Annotated in this window: 21 protein-coding genes, 1 pseudogene and 1 riboswitch; of the genes and pseudogenes, 8 read left to right on the top strand and 14 right to left on the bottom strand. The window is 65.4% G+C overall.

What is annotated here, in order from left to right; all coding sequences use genetic code 11:
* Nucleotides 1–13: 13 nt before the first annotated feature.
* The 3 genes from ACO2Q9_RS09275 to ACO2Q9_RS09265 are packed head-to-tail and all read left to right on the top strand — an operon-like array spanning nucleotide 14 to nucleotide 3,283.
* Entirely contained in the window at nucleotides 14–1,189 is a 1,176-nt protein-coding gene (locus ACO2Q9_RS09275; protein WP_423310512.1) for a Gfo/Idh/MocA family protein, read from the top strand.
* 12 nt (nucleotides 1,190–1,201) lie between these two features.
* Nucleotides 1,202–2,410, top strand: coding sequence for a dihydrodipicolinate synthase family protein (locus tag ACO2Q9_RS09270; protein WP_423310510.1), 1,209 nt, complete (start codon nucleotides 1,202–1,204; stop codon nucleotides 2,408–2,410).
* 6 nt (nucleotides 2,411–2,416) lie between these two features.
* Nucleotides 2,417–3,283: a sugar phosphate isomerase/epimerase family protein gene (locus tag ACO2Q9_RS09265; RefSeq protein WP_423310508.1), complete on the top strand. Its 867-nt coding sequence runs from the start codon at nucleotides 2,417–2,419 to the stop codon at nucleotides 3,281–3,283.
* Between the two features lie 27 nt (nucleotides 3,284–3,310).
* Here the strand turns inward: ACO2Q9_RS09265 and ACO2Q9_RS09260 are convergent, their stop codons facing one another.
* On the bottom strand, nucleotides 3,311–4,150 hold the full coding sequence (locus ACO2Q9_RS09260) for an SAM-dependent methyltransferase (RefSeq protein WP_423310506.1): 840 nt from the start codon (nucleotides 4,148–4,150) through the stop codon (nucleotides 3,311–3,313).
* 117 nt (nucleotides 4,151–4,267) lie between these two features.
* Nucleotides 4,268–4,435, top strand: a riboswitch (FMN riboswitch).
* A 113-nt stretch (nucleotides 4,436–4,548) separates the two neighbouring features.
* On the opposite strand from ACO2Q9_RS09260, the gene ACO2Q9_RS09255 reads away from it, so the two are divergent.
* Complete coding sequence (locus ACO2Q9_RS09255) at nucleotides 4,549–5,076, top strand: 6,7-dimethyl-8-ribityllumazine synthase (RefSeq protein WP_423310504.1); 528 nt, start codon at nucleotides 4,549–4,551, stop codon at nucleotides 5,074–5,076.
* Here ACO2Q9_RS09255 and ACO2Q9_RS09250 read toward each other — a convergent pair.
* Both ACO2Q9_RS09250 and ACO2Q9_RS09245 read right to left on the bottom strand, forming a co-directional pair.
* Nucleotides 5,066–5,815 carry a sulfite exporter TauE/SafE family protein gene (locus tag ACO2Q9_RS09250; protein WP_423310502.1) on the bottom strand — a complete coding sequence of 250 codons (750 nt, stop codon included), beginning with the start codon at nucleotides 5,813–5,815 and terminating at the stop codon, nucleotides 5,066–5,068. The two genes, ACO2Q9_RS09255 and ACO2Q9_RS09250, sit on opposite strands and share 11 nt — an antisense overlap.
* Nucleotides 5,816–5,834: 19 nt before the next feature.
* Nucleotides 5,835–7,076 (bottom strand): MFS transporter, encoded by a 1,242-nt coding sequence (locus ACO2Q9_RS09245; RefSeq protein ID WP_423310500.1) that lies wholly within the window; start codon nucleotides 7,074–7,076, stop codon nucleotides 5,835–5,837.
* Between the two features lie 87 nt (nucleotides 7,077–7,163).
* Here ACO2Q9_RS09245 and ACO2Q9_RS09240 point away from each other — a divergent pair, with 87 nt between their 5' ends.
* Nucleotides 7,164–8,012, top strand: coding sequence for an AraC family transcriptional regulator (locus ACO2Q9_RS09240; RefSeq protein WP_423310498.1), 849 nt, complete (start codon nucleotides 7,164–7,166; stop codon nucleotides 8,010–8,012).
* Nucleotides 8,013–8,028: 16 nt separating this feature from the next.
* Here ACO2Q9_RS09240 and ACO2Q9_RS09235 read toward each other — a convergent pair.
* The 11 genes and pseudogenes from ACO2Q9_RS09235 to ACO2Q9_RS09185 form a co-directional block, all read right to left on the bottom strand.
* Nucleotides 8,029–9,324: pseudogene (locus ACO2Q9_RS09235) on the bottom strand (UDP-N-acetylglucosamine 1-carboxyvinyltransferase); the annotation flags it as partial.
* A gap of 93 nt (nucleotides 9,325–9,417) precedes the next feature.
* Nucleotides 9,418–9,756, bottom strand: coding sequence for a hypothetical protein (locus ACO2Q9_RS09230; RefSeq protein ID WP_423310496.1), 339 nt, complete (start codon nucleotides 9,754–9,756; stop codon nucleotides 9,418–9,420).
* Between the two features lie 14 nt (nucleotides 9,757–9,770).
* Nucleotides 9,771–12,371, bottom strand: a complete 2,601-nt coding sequence (gene clpB / locus ACO2Q9_RS09225) for an ATP-dependent chaperone ClpB (RefSeq protein WP_423310494.1) — start codon at nucleotides 12,369–12,371, stop codon at nucleotides 9,771–9,773.
* 99 nt (nucleotides 12,372–12,470) lie between these two features.
* A complete protein-coding gene (locus ACO2Q9_RS09220; RefSeq protein WP_423310492.1) occupies nucleotides 12,471–14,651 on the bottom strand; it encodes a cyclic nucleotide-binding domain-containing protein in 2,181 nt (726 codons plus the stop codon).
* A 20-nt stretch (nucleotides 14,652–14,671) separates the two neighbouring features.
* A complete protein-coding gene (gene moaE / locus ACO2Q9_RS09215) occupies nucleotides 14,672–15,163 on the bottom strand; it encodes a molybdopterin synthase catalytic subunit MoaE (protein ID WP_423310490.1) in 492 nt (163 codons plus the stop codon).
* Nucleotides 15,164–15,241: 78 nt separating this feature from the next.
* On the bottom strand, nucleotides 15,242–15,493 hold the full coding sequence (moaD, locus tag ACO2Q9_RS09210) for a molybdopterin converting factor subunit 1 (RefSeq protein ID WP_423310488.1): 252 nt from the start codon (nucleotides 15,491–15,493) through the stop codon (nucleotides 15,242–15,244).
* Nucleotides 15,494–15,500: 7 nt separating this feature from the next.
* Nucleotides 15,501–16,748: a gephyrin-like molybdotransferase Glp gene (gene glp, locus ACO2Q9_RS09205; RefSeq protein ID WP_423310486.1), complete on the bottom strand. Its 1,248-nt coding sequence runs from the start codon at nucleotides 16,746–16,748 to the stop codon at nucleotides 15,501–15,503.
* Nucleotides 16,745–17,281 carry a molybdopterin-guanine dinucleotide biosynthesis protein B gene (gene mobB / locus ACO2Q9_RS09200; RefSeq protein ID WP_423310484.1) on the bottom strand — a complete coding sequence of 179 codons (537 nt, stop codon included), beginning with the start codon at nucleotides 17,279–17,281 and terminating at the stop codon, nucleotides 16,745–16,747. The genes glp and mobB overlap by 4 nt, the downstream gene beginning before the upstream one ends.
* A 21-nt stretch (nucleotides 17,282–17,302) precedes the next feature.
* Nucleotides 17,303–18,718 (bottom strand): threonine synthase, encoded by a 1,416-nt coding sequence (gene thrC, locus ACO2Q9_RS09195; protein ID WP_423310482.1) that lies wholly within the window; start codon nucleotides 18,716–18,718, stop codon nucleotides 17,303–17,305.
* On the bottom strand, nucleotides 18,718–20,028 hold the full coding sequence (locus tag ACO2Q9_RS09190; protein WP_423310480.1) for a homoserine dehydrogenase: 1,311 nt from the start codon (nucleotides 20,026–20,028) through the stop codon (nucleotides 18,718–18,720). Before ACO2Q9_RS09190 ends, thrC begins: the two co-directional genes overlap by 1 nt.
* 28 nt (nucleotides 20,029–20,056) lie before the next feature.
* Nucleotides 20,057–21,298 carry a pyridoxal phosphate-dependent aminotransferase gene (locus ACO2Q9_RS09185; protein ID WP_423310478.1) on the bottom strand — a complete coding sequence of 414 codons (1,242 nt, stop codon included), beginning with the start codon at nucleotides 21,296–21,298 and terminating at the stop codon, nucleotides 20,057–20,059.
* A 90-nt stretch (nucleotides 21,299–21,388) separates the two neighbouring features.
* Here ACO2Q9_RS09185 and ACO2Q9_RS09180 point away from each other — a divergent pair, with 90 nt between their 5' ends.
* The 3 genes from ACO2Q9_RS09180 to ACO2Q9_RS09170 all read left to right on the top strand — a co-directional run bounded on the left by ACO2Q9_RS09180 (nucleotide 21,389) and on the right by ACO2Q9_RS09170 (nucleotide 24,226).
* Entirely contained in the window at nucleotides 21,389–21,766 is a 378-nt protein-coding gene (locus tag ACO2Q9_RS09180) for an Mth938-like domain-containing protein (protein ID WP_423310476.1), read from the top strand.
* A 107-nt stretch (nucleotides 21,767–21,873) separates the two neighbouring features.
* Nucleotides 21,874–22,350: a peroxiredoxin gene (locus tag ACO2Q9_RS09175; protein WP_423310474.1), complete on the top strand. Its 477-nt coding sequence runs from the start codon at nucleotides 21,874–21,876 to the stop codon at nucleotides 22,348–22,350.
* Nucleotides 22,351–22,528: 178 nt separating this feature from the next.
* Nucleotides 22,529–24,226, top strand: coding sequence for a PhoH family protein (locus tag ACO2Q9_RS09170; protein WP_423310472.1), 1,698 nt, complete (start codon nucleotides 22,529–22,531; stop codon nucleotides 24,224–24,226).
* The last annotated feature ends 33 nt before the right edge of the window (nucleotides 24,227–24,259 follow it).

Raw genomic sequence — 24,259 nt, 5'->3', positions numbered from 1 at the left:
GAACACCTCTCCCATGGCCACGCAAAAACTCGGGCTCATCATGCACGGCGTCACCGGACGCATGGGCATGAACCAGCATCTGATCCGCTCCATCGTCGCGATCCGCAAGCAAGGCGGCGTGACGCTTTCCAACGGCGACAAGGTGATGCCCGACCCCATCCTCATCGGCCGCAATGCCGAGAAGATCGAGGCACTGGCACGCGCGCATGGCATCGAGCGCTGGGGCACCGACCTCGACGCCGCGCTGGCCAACAAGAGCGACACGGTGTTCTTCGACGCGGGCACCACGCAGATGCGCCCGACGCTGCTGGCAAAAGCCATCCGCGCCGGCAAGCACGTGTACTGCGAGAAGCCGATCGCCACCAACCTCAACGAAGCGGTGGAAATTGCGCACCTGGCGGAAGAAGCGAAGGCCAAGCATGGCATCAAGCACGGTGCCGTGCAGGACAAGCTGTTCCTGCCCGGGCTGCGCAAGCTGGACATGCTGCGCCGCGCCGGCTTCTTCGGCCGCATGCTCAGCGTGCGCCTGGAGTTCGGCTACTGGGTATTTGAAGGTGACCTGCAACCGATCCAGCGACCGAGCTGGAACTACCGCTCGGAAGACGGCGGCGGCATGATCCTGGACATGATGTGCCACTGGCGCTACGTGCTGGACAACCTGTTCGGCGAAGTGAAGTCGGTCTCGTGCCTGGGCGCTACGCACATCCCCACGCGCTGGGACGAAGCGGGCAAGCCCTACACGGCCACCGCCGACGATGCAGCGTATGCCACCTGCGAACTCACCGGCCACAACGGCGAGCCGGTCATCGCGCAACTGAACATGAGTTGGGCCACGCGCGTGCGCCGTGATGATCTGGTCACGTTCCATGTGGACGGCACCGATGGCTCCGCCGTCGCAGGGCTGTCGAGCTGCCGCGCACAGTCGCGCGTTGCCACGCCACGCCCGGTGTGGAACCCGGACGAGAAGCAGACGATGAACTTCTTCGACCAGTGGCAGGAAATCCCTGACTCGCAGGTCTACGACAACGGCTTCAAGATCCAGTGGGAAGCCTTCATCCGCCACGTGGTGGAAGACGCGCCGTACAAGTGGACGCTGCCCGAAGGCGCCAAGGGTGTGCAGCTGGTCGAAGCCGCGCTCGACAGCTGGAAGGAACGCCGCTGGATCGACGTGCCCGCTCTCAAGATCTGAAGGTTTCCGGAAATGGCTCTGTCGCTCAACCTGCCTGACTCGTCGGGCAAGCTCGCCCGCTACACGCTCAAGGGCAGTGCGCCCGTGCAGCCCGCGCGCGGCGTGAAGTTCAACCGCATCGCATACTCTGCCGCTCACGTCGTGGCCGACCCGCTCGCTGCCATCGACCCGTGGCTGCAATGTGCCGTGGACTGGGACACCACCATCGCCTATCGCCGCTACCTTTGGTCGCTGGGCCTGGGTGTGGCCGAGGCGATGGACACCGCACAGCGCGGCATGGGGCTGGACTGGCCCACGTCGCTCGAGCTCATCCGCCGCTCGCTCGACGCAGCGCGTGACGTGCCGGGCGCGCAGGTGGCGTCGGGCTGCGGTACCGATCACCTCGCGCCCGAATCGGTGACGAGCGTGGACCAGGTGATTCGCGCGTACGAAGAGCAGATGGAAGCCATCGAGAAGCTCGGCGGCAAACTGATCATCATGGCCAGCCGCGCCCTCGCCCGTGTGGCGAAGAGCCCCGCCGACTACGAACGCGTGTACGACCGCATCCTGAGCCAGGCGAAGCAGCCCGTGGTGCTGCACTGGCTGGGCGACATGTTCGACCCCGCACTCGCAGGCTACTGGGGCACACCGGATGTCGATGCGGCCATGGACACGGCTGTCGGCATCATCGCGGCGCATCCCGACAAGGTGGACGGCATCAAGATCTCGCTGCTCGACAAGGACAAGGAGATCTCGATGCGCCGCCGCCTGCCCGTGACAGGTGGTATCGACGGCCAGGGCGTGCGCATGTACACCGGCGACGACTTCAACTACGCCGAACTGATCGCCGGAGACGGCCACGGCACGGCTGCGACGCATGGTCAGAGCGATGCACTGCTCGGCATCTTCGACGCCATTGCACCTGCGGCCAGCGCCGCGCTCGGCGCGCTGTCGGTCGGCGATACGGAGAAGTTCCACGAGATCCTCGGCCCGACGGTACCGCTGTCGCGTCACATCTTCCGTGCGCCCACGCGCTTCTACAAGACGGGCGTCGTGTTCATGGCGTGGCTCAACGGACAGCAGAAGCACTTCACCATGGTGGGTGGCCAGCAGAGCACGCGCAGCCTGGTGCACTTCGCCGAACTGTTCCGACTGGCCGACGAAGCCAACCTGCTCGCACAGCCCGATCTGGCAGTCACGCGCATGAAGACGATGCTGGCGCTGCACGGCGTGGAAGGTTGAACGCGGATGCGTGATTTCTCGACCGGGCACGAATGGTTGTCCATCAACACGGCCACCGTGCGCAGGCAATGGGACCTGCCGCAAATCATTGACGAATGCGCGAAGCGCAACATCCGCGCCATCAGCCCCTGGCGCGATCAGGTGGCAGCCGCAGGCATCGACAACGTGCGCCGGCAGTTGAAGGCGCATGAGATCGGCCTCTCGGGCTATTGCCGTGGCGGATTCTTCCCCGCTGCCGATGCAGCCGGCAGGCAAGCCGCATTGGACGACAACCGCCGCGCCATCGACGAAGCGAAGACGCTCGACGCGGCCTGCCTCGTGCTCGTCGTGGGCGCCCTGCCCGGCGCGCTCGAAGGCAAAGCCGCGTACAAGGACATCGCCCGCGCACGCACCGAGGTGCGCGATGGCATCGCGGCCTCGCTGGAATACGCGCATGAAGTCGGCATGCCGCTGGCCATCGAACCGCTGCACCCGATGCAGGCGGCCGACCGGGCCTGCATCAACACGCTGGAGCATGCACTCGACGTGTGCGATGAACTCGACCCGAAGCGCTCAGGCGCACTCGGCGTCGCGCTCGATATCTATCACGTGTGGTGGGACCCGAAGCTCGAACAGCAGATCGCGCGTGCAGGCAAGGAGCGCCTGCTGGCGTATCACGTCTGCGACTGGCTCACGCCCACGCGCGACCTGCTGTCCGACCGCGGAATGATGGGCGACGGCGTGGTCGAGTTGCGCAAGGTACGCGGATGGGTCGAGGCCGCTGGTTACGCGGGCTTCAGCGAAGTGGAAATCTTCTCCGAACTCGACTGGTGGAAGCGCCCGGGCGAGGAAGTGCTGGACACCTGCGTCGAGCGCCATCGCAGCGTGGTGTGACGCTGCACGCCGCGGTCCAGACCGGACTCAGGCCGGGCACGCGTTGCCGGTGGCGCGCGTGAACCGCGTGCCGCTGGCCAGTCCTGCAGTGCTCGTCTTCACGTCCAGTCCCCCGTCGCGCCACGTGAACGACGGACGCATGGGTCCACCCACCGGCGCGGGCAGATCGACGCCCGAAATGCGCCCTGCCCATGACTGCGCCACTGCAGCGCCGCCCTCGATGCGCGCGTCGTAGTTCTGGTACTTCTGCTGGAAATGCAGCCGCGTCGCACCGGAACACCACAAGCCGTCCACCGGCGCAGGCACCATCCACAGGTGCACACGGCTGAATTTCTCGAGGCCGACTTTCTTGTCCGGCACGTCCACGCGTGTCGTGCGGTCGGGCTGCCAGTCACCCATGTCCCAGTCGTGCGAGACGAGACGCGTGCCCGGCGCCATGCGCAGCAGGCGCGGCCGCAGTTGCAGGTTCACCTCGGGCAGCAGGTACATGGTGATCACCGTGCCCGCCGACAGGTCGGTGTCGAAGATGTCCTGCACGCGGAACTCTGTCTTCTGCGCGACGCCGGCGCGGCGTGCGTTGTCGCGGCTCTTCGCCACGAGGTCGGGCACAAGTTCCACGCCCAGCCCGCTCGCGCCGAACTGGCGCGCCGCCGTGATGACGATGCGACCGTCACCCGAGCCGAGATCGATGACGTGATCCTTCGGGCCGACGTTGGCGGTCTTCAGCATTTCCATGGTCACGTTGTCGGGCGTGGTGATGAAAGGGACTTCGTCCATGACCTGCGCCTGCGTGGCAAATGGGACGACCGCGAAGGCGATGGCGACGAGAGCGGAGATTGCCGTGCGGCGGGCGATGTACGTGTGCATGGCGGGCAGTATCTCAGAGGGCTGCCTGGACGGCGGTGGTAACCCATGCGACGGCAAGCTTTTGCCGGCCCGCCTAGAATGCCGCCGTGGCAGGCGTCTTCAAAGCGCCTGCCACACAAGCGTTCTCAGGGCGGGGTGAAACTCCCCACCGGCGGTGATGGCGGCGGCTTCGCAGGAAGCCATTCGCATGAGCCCGCGAGCGCCCGGTGCCGCCAGGTACCGGGGTCAGCAGACCCGGTGTGACTCCGGGGCCGACGGTCACAGTCCGGATGAAAGAGAGCGCGAACAGACGGCTTCGATGCCGCACGACCGGGCTTTTCTGGCCTGCGCGCGTGCGGCATCGTGCCGCCGGCTCGTGCACCCCTGATTTCTGGAAACCCTTGCTTTGAAAGGCAACCATGAGTCAGACCGACTACTCCACGTTCACGTCCAGCACCGAAGCGGACGATCCCATCCACATCCTTCCTTCCCTGCCGGGTGACCTGCGCTTCGCGTTCGTCGAGGCCTGCTGGCATGCCGACATCGTGCAACAGGCGCGCTTGGCGTTCATCGCTGAAATGGCACGTTACGGCGTCGCCGAAGACGCGATCGACATCGTTCGCGTGCCCGGCGCGTTCGAGATCCCGCTGCATGCACGGCGGCTCGCGAAGACGGGGCGATATGCGGCCATCGTCGCCTGCGCCCTGGTGGTGGACGGCGGCATCTACCGCCACGAGTTCGTCGCGCAGACGGTCGTGCAGGCGCTGATGACCGTGCAACTCGAGACGGACCTACCCGTGATGTCCGCGGTGCTCACGCCGCACCACTTCCACGAACATGTGGAGCACCGCAAGTATTTCCACCGCCACTTCGGCATCAAGGGCACGGAAGCGGCACGTGCCGTCGTGCAGACGGTCCACAGCCTGCGCGAACTGGTCAGTGGTTGAGCAAGGCCGGCACGGACGAGGCCAGCAAGGCCACGCCCGATGCCGTCAGCAGGCCGAGCACGATCTTGCGGAACGTGGCTTCGCTGATGCCGATGTAAAGGCGCGCGCCGAGCAGCGTGGGGATCAGCATTGCAGGAGCGACCCACGCGAAGTACGGCAGCATGTCGCGTGTGACGAGGCCCGCGCCGATCTGCATGGCGAAGGCGACGATCAGGACCGCCAGATTGAAGTTCTGGATCACCGCGCGCTGCGTGTCCTTGGGCATGCGGCGCAAGGTGCACCAGAGCGTGGGGATCGCACCGGCGAAACCGCCGATGCCGCCCATGATTCCGCCGCACCAGCCGGCCACTGAATCCATCCAGCGGCCGCCGAACTTCACGGCTGGCAGGTGGGCGGTCATCAGCATCACCGGGCACCAGGTCACCAGCAGCAGGCCGAGACAGGCCTTGAACACCTGCACGTCGAGCATCGGCAGCAGCCACACGCCGATGGGCACACCCACCAGCCCGCCGGCGAGAAAGGGCCAGAGCAACGTCAGGTTGAAGCCGCGCCGCACGGTGACGGCGGCCAGCGTCTGCCCCGTGAGCGCGCCGAACACCGCCATCACCGCTGCGAGCTGGGGCGGTACCGTCCACGCCCAGAAAGACATGGCGACCAGGCCGAACGCGAAGCCCGACAGCCCTTGCACGAAGCCGGCCGCTGCGGCGCCGACGACGAGGATGAGGGTCAGCGAATCCACGGGACCGGTGTCGGGCGCATCAGGCCGGCTGCAGCTCGGTGCGCCGTGCCTTGCGCACGTTGAATGCGCTGACGATGAGCACGCCCTGCACCGCCGCAAGGCCGATCCAGATGCCGGTGTACTGGCCATGGTCCATCATCGGCCCGAAGACCAGTGGGGCGATGGCCTGGCCGATGTCCAGACCCGAATACACCACGCCGTAGACACGGCCTGACGCGTTGTCGGGCGTGGACCGTTTGACGATCAGGTCGCGCGACGGGCCCGAGATGCCGACGCAGAAGCCCATCATGCCGAACAGCACAGGCACGAACACGCCGGAGAACGTACCGAAGCCCATCACGAGGGCCAGCATCGACGCGAGCCCGAATCCGATGCCCACCACGCGCTCGCACCGCTCCGGATTGGCCGCGAGGAACCCGCCGAGCACCATGCCGCCGGCACTCGCAACCATGTAGACCGTGAGGCACATGGCCACCAGCCGTGGATCGACCGAATGCAACTGGGCCGCTGCCTGCGGCGCGAAGGTCTGGACGATGCTCAGTGCCGCCGCATAAAAGAAGAAGAACGAGAAACACATCCACACGGCGGGAATCGAGAGAAAGCCGAAGTTGCTCGCGCCCGTGGTGGCGGCCTGCTTCTTCGTGCTTGCAACGCCGGCCGGCAGGTCGAGCTTCTCGCGGTGGAACAGCAGCACCGCCAGCACCACGAATGCCAGCACGCCGGCGACCACGAGGGCCGCGCGCCAAGAATAGGCAATGGCGACCGGCACCAGCAACGCAGGCGCGAGCGCCCAGCCCAGGCTGCCCGTGATGCCATGGAAACTGTACGCGTGCCCCAGGCGCGGACTGCTGACCTTGCGGTTGATGAGGGTGTAGTCCACCGGATGGAACACCCCATTGCCCAGGCCTGCGACCACGACGAACAGCGTGAGCATCCAGTAGCTCGTGCTCGCCGCGAAGCCGAAAGCGGCCAGCCCCAGCAGTGCCAGGCCTGCGAAGAGGATCGGACGCGGGCCCATCCTGTCCACCAGGAAGCCCGACGCCGCCTGCACCGCGCAGGAGACGACGAAAAACACGGTCATGAGGAAGCCCAGTTCCGCATAGCTCACGTTGAACTCGGTCTTGAGCCACGGGAAAAGCGGCGGCAGCAGGAGCTGGCTGAAATGACTGATGAGGTGCGCGATGCCGACGAGGCCGATCACGCCGGCGTCCTGTCTCAGTGGCACGCCGCCGGGAAGATTCATGGCTGTTGTATTTGTCATGGACGCTATCGTAGTATCGGGATGCAATTCCGGAATGCGACAGAACGCCATTCACCTGCGAAATCCGGCCAACCATGAAACAGCGCCATGCCCCGCAAGCTGCACCCCGTCCCCACGCCGGTCGGTGACACCGACCCGTTCACACCCGATCGGGCGCGGCCCGTTCGCGTGCGCGCCCGCTCGATGCCCATGGACGCGCACTTCGAGCCGCACCGTCACCCCTGGGCGCAACTGGCGTATTGCGCCAGCGGCATCCTGCAGGTGAGCGCCCTGCCCGATGGGCCGGGGGATAACGGAATGACCTACATCGTCCCGCCGTCGCGCGCGGTGTGGATCGAGCCGCGATCGCTGCACGCGATCACGGTGATCGAGGCCGCCGAGTTCCGCACGCTGTACATGCACGAGTCTGTGACGCCCGGCGGTTGGCACGGCTGCCGCATGCTCGAAGTGACGCCGCTGCTGCGAGAACTCGTGCAGGCGCTGGACGCACCGGTCGGCGAACCGCTGCCGCCCGCGCGCGAGGTGCTGCTCACCTCGCTCGTGCTCGACGAACTGCGCCAGTCGGGCTCGCGCGACATGCCCGCCCTGGGCGTGCCGCTGCCTTCGGCACTGACCGGCGACAAGCGCTTGCGCGCGCTGTGCGATGCGGTGATGAAGGAACCCGCAAAGCGCGCCACGCTCGGTGAATGGGCGGCGGATGTCGGCGCGAGCGAGCGCACCATGGCGCGCCTGTTCCGCGATGAACTCGGCCTGAGCTACCAGCAGTGGCGGCAGCAGGTCGTACTGGCCCATGCGCTTCCCATGCTCGCACGCGCCATGCCGGTGAGCCACGTCGCACAGGCTACCGGCTACAGCAGCGAAAGCGCATTCAGCGCGATGTTCAAGTCGGCGATGGGACAGCCGCCCCGGGCGTTCCAGCCGCGTGCGATTGCCTGAGCGCGCCTTCGCTTGCGCCCGTCTTCCACGCGATGTCCGCGCCCAGCAGACGCAGGTTTTCCACGAAGCGCGGGTGCGCGCGACGGATCGGGTCTGCATTCATGATCTCCGAGCGGCCTTCGGTGCTGGCTGCCACCATGAGCAACGCGATGGCCACGCGGATGATGTAGGGGCTTTCCACCCGTGCAGGAGACAGCCTGAGTCCACCGAAGGTGACCAGCCGGTGCGGGTCGGCCAGCATCACGTGTGCGCCGAATTTCGAGAGTTCGCTCGTCCACCCCATGGCACCGTCGTACACCTTGTTCCAGAACATCGCGCTGCCGTGCGCACGCACGCCGAGTGCGATGAAGATCGGCAGCAGATCCACCGGCAGGTACGGCCACGGCGCAGCCTCGATCTTGGGCAACAGGTTCTGCGTGAACGGCGGACGCACGGCGAGCGAGCCGTCCGTCGTCGCGATGGACCAGCCGTCTTCGTGGCGCACGTGCACGCCGAATTTCGCAAAGGTGCGGTCGATCAGCGGAAACTGCGCCGGCGCGCTGTTCTTCACCCGGACCTGTCCGCCGGTGATCGCGCCGAGCGCGAGGAAGGTCGTTACCTCGTGGAAGTCTTCGATGAAGCAAAACTCGCAGCCGGTGAGCCCAGCCCCGCCCGTCACCGCGATGCGCGACGTGCCGATGCCCTCCACCGGCACCCCGATCGCCGCCATGAAGCGGCAGAACTCCTGCACGTGCGGCTCGGAGGCGGCATTGGTCAGCGACGAGGTGCCGCCAGCCATCGCGGCGCAGAGCACGAAGTTCTCGGTGGTCGTGACCGACGCGTAGTCGAGCCAGTGGTCATTCGCCTTCAGGCCACGCGGTGCGTGCACGGCGATCGCGTCGTCATGCCGCACCACCTGCGCGCCGAAACGCTCGAACACTTCGATGTGCGGATCGATCTCGCGCACGCCCAGCGTGCAGCCCTTCACGTCCGCCTCGATGCGCGCCTGGCCGAAGCGCGCGAGCAGCGGCGGCACCAGCATGACGGACGAGCGCATGGCTTCGGGCAACCTGTGAACGGCAGGGTCGAAACGCGTGTCGCGATGGTGCAGGTCGAGCGTGCCGGACTCCCAGTCGATCGCCACGTCGCTGCCCAGCATGGCGAAGATATCCAGGATCCGGCGCACATCGGTGATGTCCGGCACATTGAGCAGCCGGACGGGCTGGTCCGTGAGCAGCGTCGCGCAGAGCACGGGCAGCACGGCGTTCTTGTTCGCCGAGGGGACGATGGTGCCGGAGAGCGGCCGGCCGCCGTGGATGGTGAGATGCGTCATGCCGGCGATTCTTCCCGCCGGTTGGGAACGCGGTATGCGTCCTCTGTGAAGTCTGTGTGAAGTCGCCGGCCCGCCGGGCCGGAACAGCCTGCGTCAGCGGCCTGCCGGTTCACGCGGCTGCGCGTCTTCCACGTCCGCCCGACCGCCCTGCCCCAGCGCGCGGGCTGCCGCGCGCTCGGCGCCGGTCTTTTCAGGCTCTGCCTCAGCACCCGCGGCCACATCGTTGTAGCGGCGGAACCCTGCACGCGGGTCGATCCGCATCACCCACGGCGTGACCGGTCGCCCCGTGAGCCGCGCCCACAGCGCGCGAACGCCCCAGAGTGCCGCAATGAACAGCACGGCCACCAGCACGCTCGCAGCGAACAGCAGCCCGAACAGGAAGAAGATCACGCGCAACGTGAAACGGACAAGGCTGCCGAACAGATCAGTCAATCAACGCACTCCTTTTAGCCGACGGCACGGTCGAACTTGAACACACCCGGGTCGCGCACCGGATCGACATCGACCGGGATCGCGCTCTTGGGTGGGAATCGCCCTTCAAGTAAAAGTTTCGACAGCGGGTTCTCGATGCGCTGCTGGATGGCCCGCTTGAGCGGCCGCGCGCCGAACACCGGGTCGAAGCCGACCTTGGCGATCTCGGCCAGCGCCGCCGGCGACACGTCCAGCACCAGGTCCATCTTCGCCAGGCGCGCCTGCAGCACCTTGAGCTGGATGGCCGCGATGGACTCGATGTTCTTCGCGTCGAGCGCGTGGAACACCACCGTCTCGTCGATGCGGTTCAGGAACTCGGGGCGGAAGTAATTCTTGAGCTCGTCCCACACCGCTTCCTTGATCTCTTCAGCCGGCTTGCCGACCATCGACTGGATGATGGGCGAGCCGATATTGCTGGTCATCACGATCACGGTGTTCTTGAAGTCCACGGTGCGTCCCTGCCCGTCGGTCAGGCGGCCATCGTCCAGCACCTGCAGCAGCACGTTGAACACGTCCGGATGCGCCTTCTCGACTTCGTCCAGCAGTACCACGCTGTACGGCTTGCGGCGAACCGCTTCCGTCAGGTAGCCGCCTTCTTCGTAGCCCACGTAGCCGGGCGGCGCGCCGATCAGGCGTGCGACCGAATGCTTCTCCATGAACTCGCTCATGTCGATGCGGATGAGGTGGTCTTCGCTGTCGAACAGGAAGCCAGCCAGTGCCTTGCACAGTTCCGTCTTGCCCACGCCGGTGGGGCCGAGGAACAGGAACGAGCCGGTCGGCCGGTTCGGGTCCGACAGGCCCGAACGCGAGCGGCGGATGGCGTTGGCCACGGCGACGATCGCCTCGTCCTGCCCGACCACACGCTCATGCAGCTTGTCTTCCATCTGCAGCAGCTTCTCGCGCTCGCCCTGCAGCATCTTCGCGACCGGAATGCCGGTGGCGCGCGAAACGACCTCGGCGATTTCCTCCGCCCCGACTTCGTTGCGCATCAGCTGGTTGCGCTTGACCTCACCACCTTCGGATTCCTTGGCCTGCGCTTCCTTCTCGCGGCGCTGCAACTCGGGCAGCTTGCCGTACTGCAATTCGGCGACCTTGTTGAAGTCACCCTTGCGCGTGAGTTCCTCGATCTGGAACTTGATGCGATCGATCTCTTCCTTGATGTGCGCACTGCCCTGGGCCTGCGCCTTCTCTGCCTTCCAGATGTCGTCGAGATCGGCGTACTCCTTCTCGACCTTGCCGATCTCTTCCTCGATCAGCGTCAGGCGCTTCTGCGAGGCTTCGTCCTTTTCCTTGCGAACGGCTTCGCGCTCGATCTTGAGCTGGATGATGCGGCGGTCGAGCCGGTCCATCACCTCGGGCTTGGAGTCCATCTCGATCTTGATCTTGGCTGCCGCCTCGTCGATCAGGTCGATCGCCTTGTCCGGCAGGAAGCGGTCGGTGATGTAGCGGTCGGAGAGTTCCGCCGCAGCGACGATGGCCGGGTCGGTGATCTCCACGCCATGGTGGACTTCGTACTTCTCCTGCAGACCGCGCAGGATGGCGATAGTCGCCTCCACGCTCGGCTCGCCCACGAGGATCTTCTGGAAGCGGCGCTCCAGCGCGGCGTCCTTTTCGATGTACTTGCGGTATTCGTCGAGCGTCGTCGCGCCAACGCAATGCAGTTCGCCACGTGCGAGCGCGGGCTTGAGCATGTTGCCGGCATCCATCGCGCCTTCGGCCTTGCCGGCGCCCACCATGGTGTGCAGCTCGTCGATGAAGACGATGGTCTGACCTTCGTCCTTGGCCAGTTCATTCAGCACGGTTTTCAGCCGCTCTTCGAACTCGCCGCGGAACTTGGCACCGGCCAGCAGCGCAGCCATGTCGAGCGACAGCACGCGCTTGCCCTTGAGCGAATCGGGCACTTCACCCGAGACGATGCGCTGCGCCAGACCTTCGACGATGGCGGTCTTGCCGACGCCGGGTTCGCCGATGAGCACAGGGTTGTTCTTGCTGCGGCGCTGAAGCACCTGGATGGCTCGGCGGATTTCCTCGTCGCGGCCGATGACCGGGTCGAGCTTGCCGATGCGTGCGCGTTCGGTGAGGTCGAGCGTGTATTTCTTGAGCGCTTCGCGCTGGCCTTCGGCGTCGGCGCTGTTCACGCCCTGCCCGCCGCGCACCGCGTCGATGGCGGCCTCGAGCGACTTGCGCGTCAGGCCGTTTTCCTTGGCCATGCGCGCCACGTCGTTCTTGCTGTCGAGCACGGCCAGCAGGAACAACTCGCCCGCGATGAACTGGTCACCGCGCTTGATGGATTCCTTCTCGGTGGCCTGCAGCAGCTTCACCAGCTCGGGGCCGACCTGGATCTGGTCCTGGCCTTGCACTTGCGGCAGGCGCTTGATGCCTTCTTCGGCGGCGGCCAGCAGGCCGGTGGCATTGGCCCCGGCGCGCTCGATCAGCGCGCGCGGGCCGTCCTGCTGGCGCAGCATGGCGGCCAGCAAGTGAACGGGTTCGATGTAGGCGTTGTCGGCGCCCAGCGCCAGCGACTGGGCGTCGCCCAGCGCTTCCTGGAACTTGGTGGTGAGCTTGTCTTGACGCATGTCCGAATTCTCCAAACTCCCCAGGAAATAGGGGTTATCCGCAGCATTTCAAGAAAAACCTTGCCCTGGCAACCGGGCACCGCCAGCTTCGACGCGGCTTCAACGCGCGCTGCTGACCGCCATCTGGTTGGTGCGCCGCAGCCGCACGGCCAGGTCGAGCGCCAGGTTGGTCAGCACCTGACGGCCGGCCTCGGGATAGTCCTTTGCGAACCGGTCGAAGCGCTCGCGCGTCAGCACGCCGAGCAACAGGTCTTCGGTTGCGACAGCCGTCGCGCCCCGCGCCGATGCGTCCAGGAAGCTCAGTTCGCCCAGCATGGCGCCCCTGCGGATGCGCGCGAGCCGGATGTCGTGCCCTTCGTCGCGCGGAACAAGCACGTCCACACTGCCCTTGAGGATGACCATCAGTTCGCTGTCACGCTGGCCCACATGGAACACTGTCTCGCCGGCACGCAGGAATCGCTGTTCGAACAAGGCTTCGATGGCGTCGCGGCGTTCCGGGTTGAGCCCCTCCATCAGCGACAGCGCTTCCTGGAGCATGGTGCCCTCCGGTGACTGCGCGGCCTCGCCTGCGCGCGCAACGGCAATCACCTCGTTCTCGGCCCACTCGAGCGCCCGGTCGGAGTCCGGGAACACCGGCAACAACAGCCCCGCCGCACGCAAGGTGTCCGCCAGTTGCGAGCCGGCGCCGTCGATGCCCGAGACAGCGACCTGCGCGCCGCCGCTCTTCGAGTCAGCCGCAGCACGGATGAAAGACCGCGCGACAGTGCTGTCCGCGCTGACGACGTTGGACCAGTCCACCACGATGTAGTGGCCGGGCGCGCTCTGCTCACGCAGCAGCGTCTGCAGCGTGCTGGCCGCGCCGAAGAACAGCGCGCCCTCGAGCACGATGAAACGCACGCGGTCTGCGCGTGTCGCCAGCAGCGCGGTGTCGTGCGCCGAGCGCGTGCAGCGCGAGCGCACTTCCATGCCGGTGGTCACCGTGCGTGCCAGCCGGCGGCCATTGCGCCATGCATAGAGCACCAGACCGGCGAACACACCCACGAAGACCCCGATCACCATGTTGAACAGCACGGCGGAAGCCACGACCAGCCCCACCGTGACGAGGTCTTCCCGCTCGCTGAGCACCATCGGCTGTCCGCGCAAGCGGCGCACGGCCATGGCGAGGCTCGGCCGGTCGAAGGCCTGCCAGCCGTCATACAGAAGCAGGCCGCAGACGGCCGCCAGCGGCACAAGCGACAGTACGCCGCTGGCCAATACCGCCAGCGCGGCGGCAGCGATGAGGCCCATCGCGCGCCAGTCCAGCCATCCCACGCGGACGGCGGCGCGGGTGGGCCCGATGGCAGCCGTGATGAGCGGCGAACCCATGAACGACGCGGCGATCTGGCCCAGCGACACACGCACCCAGCCAAGCGGCGTGGCGCGGCGCTCGTCCATCTGGTTCACCGCCTCCTCGTTCACGATGGTGTTGAGGAACACGAGCAATGCGAGCGTCGAGCTGGCGAGCACGACGTCGCGCAACAGGCTGACCGTGTTGACCTGCGGTGCCCACAGCGCCGACCAGTCCACGAGCGAAATGGGCAAGGTCGCCTGCAACGATCCGACCTTCACCGCGCCGAACACGTGCCATCCGGCAGCGGCCACCGCCGCTGCAGCCAGCGAAGACGCGATCATCCCCACGAGCCCGGGCGGCCAGCCCCGCAGCCAGCGCTCCGCGGCAATGGCCACGCCCAGCACGATCAGGGCAATGACGGGAAACCATGCGCCCTCCGCCGGCCATGCCGTCCACAGCACACCGATCTGCGAGATCCAGAGCGTGATGGCCAGTGCCGTGCTGAAGCCGGCGAATACCGGCGCGGGAATCATCCGGGCGAACCGCTGGAGCCGCAACGCGTAGCCAAGCGGCAGGATTAGCGCGGCCCCTGCAGTCACGGCCATCACCAGCATGAGGCGGTTGGCCGGCGTATCGGGCAAGCCCCAGCCCGGCATCTTCGCGATGAAGTGATCGAGGAAGCCCAGCATCATGGTCACTTCCATCACCCGCACGGCATGCACCATGGGCCGGCCGCTGCGCGCGACCAGCAGGTGCATCAACGCCAGACCCAGCAGGGCAGCCAGCAGCCCGGCCGCCATCCACTGCGGATCGATCCGGTTGAACAGCAGCGCCACCGAACCCACGGTGACTGGAATGCCGAATCCCGCGCCCTCGAGTGCGACCGGAAAAGCATTGCGCCAGTTGCGCGGACGGGTCGGGTCGAACGGTGAAAACTGCGAGTCCTGCATGCGGAAATTCGATGTCCTGGTCAGGCGTTCCCGGACGTGATGCCCCAACGCGCAAGCGCCGCGTCGTCCGTCACGCGGGCATCGACCCAGCGAGCACCTTCTGGCGTGGCTTCCTTCTTCCAGAACGGTGCCTGCGTCTTGAGGTAGTCCATCAGGAATTCACAGGCTTCGAACGAAGCACCACGGTGCGCCGAGGTGACGGCCACCAGCACGATCTGATCGGCGGGCTCGAGATGGCCGACGCGATGGATCACGCGCGCACCGAAGATGTCGAAGCGGCGGCGTGCCTCGTCGATCATGGCTTCGATGGCCTTCTCGGTCATGCCGGGGTAGTGCTCCAGTTCCATCGAAGCGACCGACTGGCCTTCGCTGCGATCGCGCACGGTGCCGACGAAACTGCAGACGGCACCGACCCGGCTGTCCTGCTGGCGAAGCGCCATCACTTCGTCACTGAGGTCGAAGTCGCCGGTCTGGATGGAAACGTGGGCCCGGAACGGGGGCGGAAAAGACATAGCCGATGATTGTGTCACCCTTATGTGACAACGTGTTCGCAGCGTTACACCGCGACACACCCCGTGGGCTGCGCGGGATCAGCCGCCCGTGACGGGGGGAAAGAACGCGACTTCGTCGCCGTCCTTCAGCTCGGTGGTTTCGGCACTCATGAGCTGCTGCACCGCCACACGGACCGCCTTGCCACGGGCCAGCGCTTCCGCCCACGCGCCACCGCGGGCGATGAGCTCGTCGCGCAGTTGCCCTGCCGTGGTGGCCTGCGTTTCCACCAGTTCCTGGGCCTGGCCGACGGCTTCGCGGACCGATGCGAAATAGCGTATCTGGATCTTCATGCGGTGCTCAGGCCAGCAATTGCGAGAACGACGTGAACCGCACGGCGTCGCCATGTGCGATCGTCTGGCCGGCCGGCACATCCACCACACCATCGCCCCACGCCACCGAGGTCAGCACGCCCGAACTCTGGTTGGGAAACAGATCCAGGCCGCCGGCTGCGTTGATGCGCACACGCAGGAATTCGCGGCGCTTGTCCGGACGCGGCCAGTCGAAGTGGGCAGGCAGGAGGAGCGCCGGCAACGCATGGGCCTGTGTCCCCTGGACGCCCTGCATGCACAGCAGGAACGGACGGACCAGCACAAGAAAAGTCACGAAGCTGGACACGGGGTTGCCCGGCAACCCGATGAAATGGGCCTTGCCGACCCTGCCGTAGGCAAACGGCTTGCCGGGCTTCATGGCGATCTGCCAGAGATGCAATTCGCCCAGCGTCTGTACGGCCGGCTTGATGTGGTCTTCCTCGCCGACGGAAACGCCGCCGCTCGTGAGGATGAGGTCGCTGGATGCGGCAGCATCGCGCAGCGCCTGGAGCGTCGCGTCCCGCCGGTCGGGCACGATGCCAAGGTCTGTCACCTCGCAGCCCAGCCGCAGCAGCAGGCTGCGCAGGAAGAACCGGTTGGAGTTGTAGATCGCGCCCGGCTTCATGTCCGCGGGTGCCACCGCACCGGGCATGACGAGCTCGTCGCCGGTAGAAAACAGCGCGACGCGCGGCTTGCGTGCCACGACCAGTTCGGCCATGCCCACGCTCGCCGCCATGCCCAGCGCCGCCGGACCCAGCCGCGTGCCACTTTGGAGCACCACCGTGCCGCGCAGGATGTCTTCACCGCTGCGGCGGATCCACTGTCCGTCCTTGGGCACCGCGTTGATGCGCGCCATCGGCCTGCCGTCGACCTCGAAGGCCTCGACGTCTTCCTGCATGACCACGGCGTCCGCGCCTTCGGGAATGGGCGCGCCGGTGAAGATGCGTGCGGCGGTACCGGATCCGAGCGGTGCGCCCGATGCGCCGGCGGGGATGCGTTGCGTCACCTCCAGCACTGCACCCGCTTGCGCCACGTCAGCCAGGCGGACGGCGTATCCGTCCATGGAACTGTTGTCCTGCGGCGGCACCTGAAGCAAGGACGTGACGTCCTGCGCAAGCACGCGGCCGTCGGCATCGAAGGTAGAGACGCGCTCGACTTCACCCAGCCGCACCGCGTGCTGCAGCAGGTCGGCCAAGGCCTCGTCGAGCGGCTTCAAGGGTTGGCGCGAGGCGTTCATGGGACGTAGGACTCGTCGCGGTATTCGAAGCGGTGGGCGTTTTCCATCAGCCATTGCGCAATCGTGTCGGCATCGTTCACGTCGAGCACCGGGCGCAGCGTTTGCTCGGGCAGGCGGTCGGGCGCGTCGGTGGCGATGGCCACGACGAAATCGTCATCCGGATAGAGCGCCCTCTTGCCCGTCGACGGGCGCCACACTTCGAGCTTGCAGAGATCACTCTGCTTGAAGCCTTCGACCAGCACCCAGTCGACGCCGTCGTACAGCTCGGCAATGAGGTGATGCACGCTGAGCTCGGACTCCTTCTCGAACTCACGCATCAGCGCAAGCCGGCGGCTGGACGCCACGACCACTTCGAATGCGCCCGCTTCGCGATGACGCCAGGTGTCCTTGCCTTCGTGGTCGATGTCGAACTTGTGATGCGCATGCTTGACCACCGACACGCGCTGGCCCCGCAGCTTGAGGGCCGGGATCAGGCTCTCCACCAGCGTGGTCTTGCCCGAGCCGGAATAGCCTGCGATGGCGACGACGTTCAAAGCGGAGCTCCTGGTGGATCTTCAGTTGCAGTGGCTGGCAATGTAGTCCATCACCAGCGTCTTGTCCGCGTCCAGCACAGTGACCTTTTTCGGCAGGGTCTCGATACCTTCGAGCCCCGCCGGCCGCTCGGGCTCCATGCCCAGCGCCTCGCGGATGGTCTCTGCGAACTTGATGGGCAATGCGGTCTCCAGCACGATCATCGGCGTGCCGGACTTCAACTGCCCGCGCGCCACCTTCAAGCCGTCCGCGGTGTGCGTGTCGATCATCGTACCGAAGCGTTGCCACGTGTCGCGGATGGTGGCCAGGCGATCGGCGTGCGTGCTCTTGCCGCTGGCGAAGCCATAACGCGTGGCCGCTTCGGCGAACAGCGCGTCCTCGCCCAGATCGAACTGGCCCTTGCCGGCGATCTGCGCGCCGAACAGGTCCTTCGTACGCGCGGCGTCACGACCCAGCAGGTCGAAGACGAATCGTTCGAAGTTCGACGCCTTGGAGATGTCCATCGACGGGCTCGAGGTCTCGTGCGTGTCGGCCGCGCCGCGCACGCGATAGAGGCCCGTACGGAAGAACTCGTCGAGCACGTCGTTCTCGTTGGTGGCGACCACGAGCTTCCCGACGGGCAGACCCATCATGCGCGCGACATGGCCCGCACAGACGTTGCCGAAGTTGCCCGACGGCACGGTGAAACTGACCTTCTGGTCGTTGGACCGCGTTGCCTGGAAGTAGCCCGCGAAGTAGTAAACCACCTGCGCGAGCAGGCGCGCCCAGTTGATGGAGTTCACGGTGCCGATGCGGTACTTGCGCTTGAAGTCGAGGTCGTTGGAGACCGCCTTCACGATGTCCTGGCAATCGTCGAAGACGCCACGGATCGCGAGGTTGTGGATGTTCGCGTCCTGCAGGCTGAACATCTGCGCCTGCTGGAACGGGCTCATGCGGCCGTGAGGCGACGTCATGAAGACGCGCACGCCCTTCTTGCCGCGCATGGCGTATTCGGCCGCGCTGCCGGTGTCGCCGCTGGTCGCGCCGAGGATGTTGAGCTCTTCGCCGCGGCGCGCCAGTTCGTACTCGAACAGGTTGCCCAGCAACTGCATCGCCATGTCCTTGAAGGCCAGCGTCGGGCCGTTGGAAAGGGCTTCGAGGTATACGCCGTCTTCCAGCTTGCGCAAGGGCACGATTTCCTCCGTGCCGAAAACCTGCGCCGTGTAAGTCTTCGCGCACAGCGCGCGCAGGTCGGCAGGCGGAATGTCGTGGATGTAGAGCGAGAGGATTTCGAACGCGAGTTCCGCATACGGCAGGCCACGCCAGCGCGTGAGCATGGCGTCGCTCACCTGCGGATAAGCCTTGGGCAGATACAGGCCACCGTCGGGTGCCAGCCCTTCGAGAAGGATTTCGCAGAAAGCGCGTCGCTGCGGGTCGCCGCGCGTCGAGACGTAGAACATTACTTGAGCTCTTCCTTGCGGATGCGGATGATGGGTGCAAGCACCGTGGGCAGAGCCTGCATCTGCGCGATGGCGTCGTTCATTCGCGCTTCCACGCAGTCGTGCGTGAGGATGATCAGGTCGGTCTGGTTCTCGCCTTCGGAAGCTTCGCGCTGCAGCACGGCGTCAATGCTGATGCCGGCACCGGCCAAAATGCCGGTCACCCTGGCCAGCACGCCTGCCTCATCCGCCACGAGCAGCCGCAAGTAGTAGCTGGTGACGATCTCGCCCATCGGCAACACCGGCAGGTCGCTCATCGCGTCGGGCTGGAAAGCCAGGTGCGGCACGCGCTGCGCAGCGTCGGCCGTGTGCAGGCGCGTAATGTCCACCAGGTCGGCAATCACGGAACTTGCCGTGGGCTCGCTGCCCGCGCCCTTGCCGTAGTAAAGCGTGGTACCGACGGCATCGCCGTTCACGACGACTGCGTTCATCGCGCCCTCGACGTTGGCCAGCAGGCGCTTGGAAGGCACCAGGCTCGGGTGCACGCGCAGCTCGATGCCCTTGGGCGTGCGCTTGGTGATGCCCAGCAGCTTGATGCGATAGCCGAGCTGTTCGGCGTAGCGGATGTCCTGGGCAGCCAGCTTCGTGATGCCTTCGACGTGCGCCTTGTCGAACTGCACCGGAATGCCGAACGCGATGGCGCTCATGATCGTTGCCTTATGCGCCGCATCGACGCCTTCGATGTCGAAAGTCGGATCGGCTTCGGCGTAACCCAGGCGCTGGGCTTCCTTGAGCACGACATCGAAATCGAGCCCTTTGTCGCGCATCTCGGACAAGATGAAGTTCGTGGTGCCGTTGATGATGCCGGCGATCCACTGGATGCTGTTGGCGGTCAGGCCTTCACGCAGCGCCTTGATGATCGGGATGCCGCCGGCCACCGCCGCTTCGAATGCCACCATCACGCCCTTGCGGTGCGCGGCGGCGAAGATCTCGGTGCCGTGCACGGCCAGCAACGCCTTGTTGGCGGTAACCACATGCTTGCCGGCCTCGATGGCCTCCATGACCAGCTGGCGCGCGATGCCATAGCCGCCGATCAGCTCGACCACGATGTCGATCTCCGGATTGGCGATCACCGCACGGGCGTCGTTCACCACCTTCACGCTGTCGCCCACCACCTGCTGCGCGCGCACGGTGTCCAGGTCCGCCACCATGGTGATCTCGATGCCACGGCCTGCGCGGCGCTTGATCTCCTCCTGGTTGCGCTGGAGCACGTTGAACGTGCCGCTGCCTACCGTGCCGATGCCCAGCAGGCCTACTTGAATCGCTTTCATTTGAAACCCGGTACTGATGATTCTTGGTTCACGCAACGAGGCGCATCGTGCCTGCGCGTTCGCGGTACTGCGCGAGGAAGCGCGCAATGCGGTTGATGGCTTCGCGCAGGTCGTCTTCATGCGGCAGGAAGACGATGCGGAAATGCTGGTTGTCCGGGTAGTTGAAGCCCGAGCCCTGCACCAGCATCACACGCGTCTCCTGCAGCAGCTCCATGAAGAACTGCTGGTCGTCGACGATCGGGTAGACCGCCGGGTCGAGCCTGGGGAACATGTACAGCGCAGCCTGCGGCTTTTCGCAGGTCACGCCGGGAATCGCGGTGATGAGTTCGTGCGCCAGGTCGCGCTGGCGACGCAGCCGCCCGCCGGGACGCACCAGCTCATCGATGCTCTGGTAACCGCCCAGCGCCGTCTGGATCGCCCATTGCCCCGGCACATTGGCGCACAGGCGCATGTTCGAGAGCATGTTCAGGCCCTCGATGTAGTCGCGGGCCGGCTTCCTGTCGCCCGACACCACCATCCAGCCCGCACGGTAACCGCATGAGCGGTAGCTCTTGGACAGCGAATTGAAGGTGAGCGTGAGCACGTCTTCGGAAAGGCTGCCGATCGCCGTGTGCTTCACGTCTTCGTAGAGCACCTTGTCGTACACCTCATCGGCCAGGATCACGAGGCCGTGCTCACGCGCGATCTTCACGATGCCCTTGAGCGTCTCGTCGGAATACAGCGCACCGGTCGGGTTGTTGGGGTTGATGACGACGATGCCCTTGGTCGCCGGCGTGATCTTGCGGCGGATGTCGTCCAGGTCCGGCATCCAGCCATTCTTCTCTTCGCACATGTAGTGCACAGGTGTGCCGCCGGACAGGCTGGCAGCCGCGGTCCACAGCGGGTAGTCGGGCGAAGGCAGCAGCAACTCGTCGCCGTTGTCCAGCAACGCATTGGTCGCCATGACGATCAGCTCGCTCGCGCCGTTGCCCAGATAGATGTCGTCCAGCGTGACGCCCTTGATGCCCTGTTGCTGCGTGTAGTGCATCACCGCCTTGCGCGCGGCGAAAATGCCCTTGCTGTCGGAGTAACCGGCCGAATTCGGCAGGTTGCGGATCATGTCCTGCTGGATTTCCTCGGGCGCATCGAAGCCGAATGCGGCCAGATTGCCGATGTTCAGCTTGATGATCTTGTGGCCGTCTTCTTCCATCTGTCGGGCGGCGTCCATGATGGGCCCACGGATGTCGTAGCAGACGTTTGCCAGCTTGGCCGATTTCGTGATCGCTTTCAAAGTCCCTCCGGGAGGCGGTTTGCAGTGGGGAAACCTATAATTTGACCACAGTTCTGCATTGTTTTAGTGCAGCGCAACAGACCCTGCACCATGAAGCTGCAACCCGACCAGTTCGACGTCCAGTCCATCAACGCCTGCGGGCCTGACTGGGTGAGCGTCAACGGCGAGAAATTCACAACCAGTCTGCTCGTGGGCTCCCGCGGTGAACTGACGCCCTGGCCGGTGGCCGCCTTCGCCGATCTCGACGCCGAACACTTTGCAACCTTGTCGGAAATGGCCCCCGAGCTGGTCATTTTCGGCAGCGGCCAGAAGCTGCGCTTTCCCTCGCCGGCCTGGCTTTCCGTCCTGATGGCGCGGCGCATCGGCGTGGAAACCATGGATACGCAGGCCGCCTGCCGCACCTACAACATCCTCGCCGGGGAAGGCCGTCATGTCATTGCGGCTTTGCTGGTGGAGCCCGTGCCCTGAGTACCCTTTTTCAGGGTAAAATCGAGGGTTGCAAGGGGGGCTCGGAGGCCCCGTGTAGCAACGAGCAACCCCGTTCCAGCGGGACATACACAGAGATACAAATCCATATGGCGATCGTTGTCAACAAACTCATTCCCGAATTCGAAGCGAACGCCACCGGCGGTATCAAGGTGTCCAACACCACGCATCTCGGGCAGATCCTGGTTCTGTACTTCTACCCCAAGGACAACACGCCCGGTTGCACGACCGAAGCCATGCAGTTCCGCGACAAGTACAAAGACTTCGTGAAAGCCGGCGCCACCGTGTTCGGCGTCTCGCGCGACAACATGAAGTCGCACGACGACTTCAAGGCCAAGCTCGAACTGCCGTTCGAACTCATCGCCGACACGGAAGAGAAGATGTGCCACATGTTCGGTGTCGTCAAGAACAAGATCATGTACGGCAAGAAGGTCAAGGGCATCGAACGCAGCACGTTCCTGATCGGCCCCGATGGCATCCTCAAGCAGGAATGGCGTGGCCTGAAGGTGCCCGGCCATGTCGACGAAGTCCTCAAGGCGGTAAAGGCCCTGAAAAAAGCTGCCTGAAACAGGTTCCTGACGTATCCGGGCAACAGCCCGGGAAGCAGGGGTTGCTTTTCATCGCGGTCATGCATAATGGTTCGCATGCCGTTGGAGTTCGCAACTGCTTCCCCCCAAAAAGCCGCCTTGGCCTCGAGGCGGCTTTTTCGCTTTTTGACCCTCACTTTCAGGAGTCTTCTGCCCCATGCCACTGCCCCCCGCCCCTACCAAGCGTGCAGCCCTTCTCGTGCCGGAAGCCTACGAGGCACCTGCAAGAAACCCGGCCAGGGCATCACGAAAATCGCAGGGGACCAGCGACAGTCCGCTGGCTGAAAAACCGCAGGCGGTCGACCTGTTCGACGCGCGCCAGGGCGGCGGCGATGCCGGATTCGCCGAAGAAGCAGATGAGTTGATTTCCCGTGTGGGCTCGCCGTCAGGAAGCCCTGCCCCGGCACACAACCACGCCAGGGAAGCCGCCAGCCAGCCGCGCACGACGCGCAAGGCGCGATCCACCGGGCCGACCAAGCTCTTCGTGCTGGACACCAACGTCCTGCTGCACGACCCGATGTGCCTGTACCGCTTCGAGGAGCACGACATCTTCCTGCCGATGATCGTGCTGGAAGAACTCGATGGTCACAAGAAGGGTATGACCGAGGTCGCCCGCAATGGCCGCCAGACCAGCCGCACGCTGGACGCGCTGGCCGGCGCGCAAGGGGCCGACATCGCCAAAGGCCTGCTGCTCAACACCACCGGCCACCGCGAAGCCGGCGGTCGCCTTTTCTTCCAGACGCAGCAGCTCGAAGCCACCTTGCCCGCAGTACTGCCGCAGGGCAAGGCCGACAACCAGATCCTGACCGTTGTCGAAGCACTGCGACAGCAGCACGCGCCGCGCGACGTCGTGCTGGTGTCCAAGGACATCAACATGCGTGTCAAGGCGCGCGCACTCGGTCTGGCCGCCGAGGACTACCAGAACGACAAGACGCTGGAAGACGGAGACCTGCTGTATTCGGGTGCCCTCGCCCTGCCGGCAGACTTCTGGGCCAAGCACGGCAAGACGGTGGAAAGCTGGCAGAGCGGCAGTCACACGTTCTATCGCATCACCGGCCCCATCGTGCCGCATCTGCTGATCAACCAGTTCGTGTACTTCGAAGCGCCCGGTGAACCGAGCCTGTACGCCCGCGTCACCGAGATCCGGGCCAAGACGGCGGTGCTCAAGACGCTCAAGGACTACGGCCATCTGAAGAATTCGGTCTGGGGTGTGACCACGCGCAACCGCGAGCAGAATTTCGCGATGAACCTGCTGATGGACCCGGAAGTGGACTTCGTCACCCTCGCCGGCACGGCCGGTACCGGCAAGACGCTGATGGCGCTGGCTTCCGGCCTGACACAGGTGCTGGACGATCGCCGCTACACCGAGATCATCATGACCCGCGCCACGGTAAGCGTGGGCGAGGACATCGGCTTCCTGCCCGGCACCGAGGAAGAGAAGATGGGCCCGTGGATGGGCGCGCTGGATGACAACCTCGAGGTGCTGGCCAAGACCGAGACCAGCGCCGGCGAATGGGGCCGTGCGGCGACGAATGAACTCATCCGCAGCCGCATCAAGATCAAGAGCATGAACTTCATGCGCGGCCGCACCTTCCTGAACAAGTACGTCATCATCGATGAGGCGCAGAACCTGACGCCCAAGCAGATGAAGACGCTGATCACGCGCGCAGGCCCGGGCACCAAGATCATCTGCATGGGCAACCTTGCGCAGATCGACACGCCCTACCTCACCGAAGGCTCTTCCGGCCTGACGTTCGCGGTGGACAAGTTCAAGGGTTGGCCTCACAGCGGGCACATCACGCTGGCGCGCGGCGAACGTTCGCGCCTGGCGGACTTCGCCAGCGAAGTACTCTGACCCGAGCCACCTCCGCCAACGAAAAGGGAGCCT

This window comes from Variovorax sp. VNK109 (assembly GCF_049445855.1).
GTDB lineage: Bacteria > Pseudomonadota > Gammaproteobacteria > Burkholderiales > Burkholderiaceae_C > JAGOCV01.
This window is presented reverse-complemented; position numbering and strand designations above follow the sequence as displayed.